Origin of the sequence: Frankia sp. AiPs1 (genome assembly GCF_023716945.1) — a bacterium.
Lineage (GTDB): Bacteria > Actinomycetota > Actinomycetes > Frankiales > Frankiaceae > Frankia.
On the sequence record NZ_JAMQQF010000448.1, the window covers coordinates 1 to 5,003 of the forward strand.

A 5,003-nucleotide genomic window follows, 5' to 3' on the forward strand; every position below is an offset into this window, starting at 1 on the left:
GACCCGGCCCGACCCGGCCCGACCCGGCCCGAACCGACCCGGCCCGGTCGACTTCCGAGCGGGCGGCACGGCTCGACCCCGACCGGCCCTGGCTCGACCCCGACCGGCCCTGGCTCGCCCCTGACCGGGCGGCCCGGCCTGATCCCGACCGGCCGGCACGGCTCGACTCCGACCGGCCGGCGCGGTCCGACGCCGACCGTCTGTCGGGGCCGGGCCCCGACGGGCTGGAGTGGATCCGCCCGGGCAGTCGCCCGGAGTCCGGCGGCGCCGAGCACGGCCCGTCCGGCCGAGCCTGATCAGCCGCCCGACCTGGCTTCGGCCGTCCCGGAGCGCCGCCGATCGGGGCCGTCCGCTGCCGCTTGCGGAGGTCGTCGGCCGCTTGTGGCCGCTGCCTGGCCAAGGTGGCCGCCCTGCGCCGATCGGGTCGCAGTCCGCCCAAGGTGGCCGTCTTCCGACCAAGGTGGCAGCCCTGCGCCGATCGTGGCCGCCCTGCGCTGATCGCGGGCGTCTCGCCCGACCAGCCCGTGGCCGCTCGGCGGCCCCGGCCACCTCGCGGCCACCTCGCCGCCACGCAGGGTACCTGCCTACTTTCCGCCTCCGCACGACCTCCCTGTCGATTCGCCTCTTATGTCGGTGAATCAGCGGATTTCTCCTTTGATCCCACCGTGCTGTGTGCGCCCGTCCGGGGGGAGCGAGCGCGATGGAGATCGGCTCGCCGGGCGGACGGCGGACCGGCTGGCCGCGGCCGTGGTCGCGCGAACGTGTTGGGGCGACAGCAGATAGCAACATATGCACGGCTTGTGTCTGCGTAGAGTGACCGCAGTCCCGGCTCGGGAGCGTCCGTGCGCCGGCTCCCGTTGACCACTCCGGACACCCATCCCTAGACTTGGGTCTGTGCACGAGGGTCCGTGGGTCTCAGACCGAGCGGATCCACTCGAGCGTCGCTATCGGTTCTGACAGTTTCTTCGTTCTCTGCGTTGTCTCTGTCCCTCGGTCCCGGCGGTTCGATCCGGCCCTCGCGCGGACGACCACCCCTAGTCGGAGCCGACCCCTTGACGAGCACCACCGACGTACGACCCGTGGAGACCGTGACCACCGCGCAGAGCCCGACCACACCACAGGTAGCGGTCAACGACATCGGCTCGGCCGAAGACTTCCTTGCGGCAGTCGACAAGACGATCAAGTTCTTCAACGATGGGGACATCGTTGACGGCATCATCGTCAAGGTTGATCGCGACGAGGTCCTGCTCGACATCGGGTACAAGACCGAGGGCGTGATCCCGTCCCGAGAACTGTCGATCAAGCACGATGTCGACCCGCACGAGGTCGTGAGTGTCGGCGACCACGTCGAGGCCCTTGTCCTCCAGAAGGAGGACAAAGAAGGCCGTCTGATCCTGTCCAAGAAGCGCGCCCAGTACGAGCGCGCCTGGGGCACGATCGAGAAGCTCAAGGACGAGGACGGCGTCGTCACCGGCACCGTCATCGAGGTTGTCAAGGGTGGACTCATCCTCGACATCGGCCTCCGTGGCTTCCTGCCGGCTTCCCTCGTGGAGATGCGCCGAGTCCGCGACCTGCAGCCCTACGTGGGGCGTGAGCTCGAAGCCAAGATCATCGAGCTCGACAAGAATCGCAACAACGTTGTGCTCTCGCGGCGGGCATGGCTGGAGCAGACCCAGAGTGAGGTCCGCTCCGAGTTCCTCGCCCAACTGGCCAAGGGTCAGATCCGTAAGGGCGTCGTCAGCTCGATCGTCAACTTCGGTGCCTTCGTGGACCTGGGTGGCGTCGACGGGCTGGTGCACGTCTCGGAGCTGTCCTGGAAGCACATCGATCACCCGTCCGAGGTGGTCGAGGTCGGCCAGGAGGTCACCGTCGAGGTTCTCGACGTCGACCTGGACCGCGAGCGGGTCTCGCTGTCGCTGAAGGCGACGCAGGAGGACCCGTGGCGTCAGTTCGCCCGCACCCACGCGATCGGCCAGGTCGTGCCCGGCCGGGTCACGAAGCTGGTGCCGTTCGGTGCGTTCGTCCGGGTGGACGAGGGCATCGAGGGTCTGGTCCACATCTCCGAGCTCGCCGAGCGGCACGTGGAGATTCCGGAGCAGGTCGTCAACGTCGGTGACGAGATCCTGGTCAAGGTGATCGACATCGACCTCGACCGGCGCCGGATCAGCCTGTCGCTCAAGCAGGCGAACGAGGCGTCGGGGCTGGCCGTCGACGGCGAGGCGTTCGACCCGAGCCAGTACGGCATGGAAGCCAAGTACGACGAGCAGGGCAATTACGTCTACCCCGAGGGCTTCGACCCGGAGACCGGGGAGTGGCTGGAAGGCTACGAGGAGCAGCAGGCGGAATGGGAGCGGCAGTACGCCGAGGCCCAGACCCGCTTCGAGGCGCACCAGGTCCAGATCCGGGCCGCGCAGGAGGCGGACGCCGCGGCGGCCGCTCCCTCCTCCTACACCGCTTCCTCCCAGTCCGACCAGCCTGCGTCCGCGATCGACGAGGAAGCACTGCGTCGCCTGCGGGAGCAGTTCGGCCGGGAGTAGACAACCCTGCCGCGTACGTGACAGCGGGGCCCGAGGAATCTTCCTCGGGCCCCGCTGTTGTGTCAGGTGTGTCAGGTGTGGTCGGCCGTGTCTGGTGGGGGTCAGCGCTGGGCGCGGGCCACCGCGGCGTCGACGTGGTCAGGCCGCAGCAGGATCGGGACCTCGTCCCGGATCTCGTAGCGGTGGCCGAGCCGCGGGTTGACGAGCCAGCCGTCGACCAGCTCCAGCGGCCCCTTGTCGACCGGGCAGGCAAGGATCTTCAGCAGGTCGGGTTCGATGCTCATGTCGCGCGCTCCTGTTCGTTCGTCGCCATCGGTCGCTGCCGTCGGACCCCATGAGCATCCCAGACGGCCGCCTCCGTCGAAGAGGCGCACAATTATGCACCATAGATGGTGACATAAAAGCATGGGGCGGAGTAGCGTCAGGACTGTTCAGCGGCCGAACCATCGGCCGTGAGGATTCGGATTCACCCGTCACGAGAGTCAGGTTGATCATGACCGTCCACGATTACACCGTCGACACCGCCGACGGCAGCAGCCGCTCGCTGAGCGACTATGCCGGCCAGACGCTCCTGATCGTCAACGTCGCCAGCAAGTGCGGCCTGACGCCGCAGTACGAGGGGCTCGAGTCGCTCTACCAGGAGCTGCACGGCCGCGGCCTGGAGATCCTCGGCTTCCCGTCCAACCAGTTCGGTGGCCAGGAGCCGGGCACCGACGAGGAGATCCAGAACTTCTGCTCGACCAACTACAACGTCACCTTTCCGGTGCTGAGCAAGGTCGAGGTGAACGGCGACGAGGCCGCGCCGTTGTTCAAGTACCTGCGCGCCGAGGCGCCCGGCGACTTCGGGCCCGAGTCCGGCTTCCTCTACGAGCACGTCTCGAAGACCCGGCCCGAGGCGATCGGTACCGACGAGGTCAAGTGGAACTTCACCAAGTTCCTGGTGGACGCCGACGGTAACGTCGTGCGCCGCTACGAGCCGACGGTCACCCCCGAGGAGATCCGCAAGGACCTCGACGCGATCCTGGCGTAGCACCGCGTGGGCCCCGCTCACCGGCGTCTGGCCGGTGAGCGGTCATTCGTGCCGCCCCGGCGCGGGCTACGCGTCGCCGGGGCGGCCCAGCCGGTCCGTTGTTGCCCGCTCAGCTTCGATCGAGCTGGGCCGCGAGGTACACGATGTCCTCGGCGTTGCCGCTGGCGAGGACCGCGTGGACCTCGCGGTAAGCCGCCCGGAACTCGGCGAGGACCGCGCTGACGCCCGCCGCGTCCACCGGTTCGCCGATCTCGACCGCGGCGTTGGCGAGCAGGCGGATACCCCGGCTGGCCCGCTGCGCGGTAAGCAGATGGAAGGCGATCTCGTCCAGCCGGGCGGGGTCGGTGTCACTCATGGTGGGCTTCCATTCGTTCGGATCGTTCGCAGGTCGGGGCCGCGGGGGTCACGCGAGGACAGCCTCGGCCCGGTGGTCGTCGGTTGGCAGGAGTCCGGTCACCGTGGCGGTGACCTCGACCGACCGCAGGGTGGCGATGCCGGCCAGGACTGCGGCGAACGCGGTGTCGGCGGCATCCCGGCCGGTCGCGATCCGGACCAGACCGTCGCGCGGAACCCGCCGGGTCGGGTCGTGAACGTGCCACCCGCCGTCGGTCCAGGCCTCGAAGACGGCGTGGAAGTCCATCGGGGTCAGCCCGGGCGCGTACACCGCGGTGAACCGGGCCGGTATCCCCAACGCCCGACACAGGGTGACACCCAGATGGGCGAAGTCGCGGCACACCCCCTGCCCGGTCAGCAGGGTGTCCTCGGCGGTGTCGTGGACTGTGCTGGCGCCGGCGACGTAGCCGATCCGGTGGTGGATCCAGTCCACGACGGCGTCGACCCGAGGCCGGCCCTGGGGCAGGGCACCGAACTCGGCCACGGCGAGCCCGACGACGTGGTCGGAGGGGCAGTAGCGGCTCGGGCGCAGGTAGGTCAGCCGCTGCAGATCGAGCGGTTCGTCGCCCGCCACCCCGTCCGAACGCGGCCCGGGGCGCTCGCGAGGACGGTCGAGGTGTGCCCGGTAGGACGCCGTGAACAATCCGCGGGGCGCCCGCAGGAGGTGAATCCGCCCGCCGTGCGGCGCGGCCAACTCGGCCCGTGGGGCGAGGGGGGCGCCGTCGGACGCCAGCTCCAGGCGCTCGGAGTGCAGCCGGCCGCCGCGCTCGGCGGGGGCGATCTGCAACGCGATGTCGGCGGGCTCCAGCACGTCGAAGGCCAGGTCACAGGTCACCACGCGGCCCCTGTCGGCCGCGCGGCCCAGGCCGTCGCCACCGGCCGGCCAGGGCATCTGCCGGCCGGCCGACGAGGTGGTGTCGCCTGCCATGCTCGTGGTCAGAGTGACGCCGAGAGCGCCGCAGGCGGCGACTCCGGGGCCGCGGCGCCGACAGGTCCCTCGCGGTCCGCCGGACTCTCGGCACCGGCCTGCCGCAGGATCTCAC

Annotated in this window: 5 protein-coding genes and 1 pseudogene; 3 read left to right on the forward strand and 3 right to left on the reverse strand. The window is 69.9% G+C overall.

From position 1 onward, the window contains the following. Positions 1-296 (forward strand): annotated as a pseudogene (locus ND748_RS24980) (acyltransferase); the annotation flags it as partial. 756 nt (positions 297-1,052) lie between these two features. Continuing rightward, the gene (rpsA, locus tag ND748_RS24985) at positions 1,053-2,537 is read left to right on the forward strand and encodes a 30S ribosomal protein S1 (RefSeq protein WP_163553481.1); all 1,485 of its coding nucleotides are present in this window, start codon (positions 1,053-1,055) and stop codon (positions 2,535-2,537) included. Between the two features lie 101 nt (positions 2,538-2,638). Here rpsA and ND748_RS24990 read toward each other — a convergent pair whose 3' ends face one another. Beyond that, complete coding sequence (locus tag ND748_RS24990) at positions 2,639-2,821, reverse strand: Trm112 family protein (protein ID WP_251748452.1); 183 nt, start codon at positions 2,819-2,821, stop codon at positions 2,639-2,641. Positions 2,822-3,030: 209 nt separating this feature from the next. Here ND748_RS24990 and ND748_RS24995 point away from each other — a divergent pair, with 209 nt between their 5' ends. Then, positions 3,031-3,567 carry a glutathione peroxidase gene (locus tag ND748_RS24995; RefSeq protein ID WP_251748453.1) on the forward strand — a complete coding sequence of 179 codons (537 nt, stop codon included), beginning with the start codon at positions 3,031-3,033 and terminating at the stop codon, positions 3,565-3,567. Between the two features lie 109 nt (positions 3,568-3,676). On the opposite strand, the gene ND748_RS25000 is transcribed toward ND748_RS24995, so the two are convergent. Both ND748_RS25000 and ND748_RS25005 read right to left on the reverse strand, forming a co-directional pair. Then, entirely contained in the window at positions 3,677-3,922 is a 246-nt protein-coding gene (locus tag ND748_RS25000; RefSeq protein ID WP_251748455.1) for a hypothetical protein, read from the reverse strand. Positions 3,923-3,970: 48 nt separating this feature from the next. Then, a complete protein-coding gene (locus tag ND748_RS25005) occupies positions 3,971-4,888 on the reverse strand; it encodes a transglutaminase family protein (protein WP_251748457.1) in 918 nt (305 codons plus the stop codon). Between the last annotated feature and the right edge of the window lie 115 nt (positions 4,889-5,003).

Excerpts from the sequence above, each read along its gene's own strand:
- ND748_RS25005 (WP_251748457.1), bottom strand. The coding sequence starts at position 4,888 with ATGGCAGGCGACACCACCTCGTCGGCCGGCCGGCAGATGCCCTGGCCG.
- ND748_RS24990 (WP_251748452.1), bottom strand. The coding sequence starts at position 2,821 with ATGAGCATCGAACCCGACCTGCTGAAGATCCTTGCCTGCCCGGTCGAC.
- ND748_RS24995 (WP_251748453.1), top strand. The coding sequence starts at position 3,031 with ATGACCGTCCACGATTACACCGTCGACACCGCCGACGGCAGCAGCCGC.
- ND748_RS25000 (WP_251748455.1), bottom strand. The coding sequence starts at position 3,922 with ATGAGTGACACCGACCCCGCCCGGCTGGACGAGATCGCCTTCCATCTG.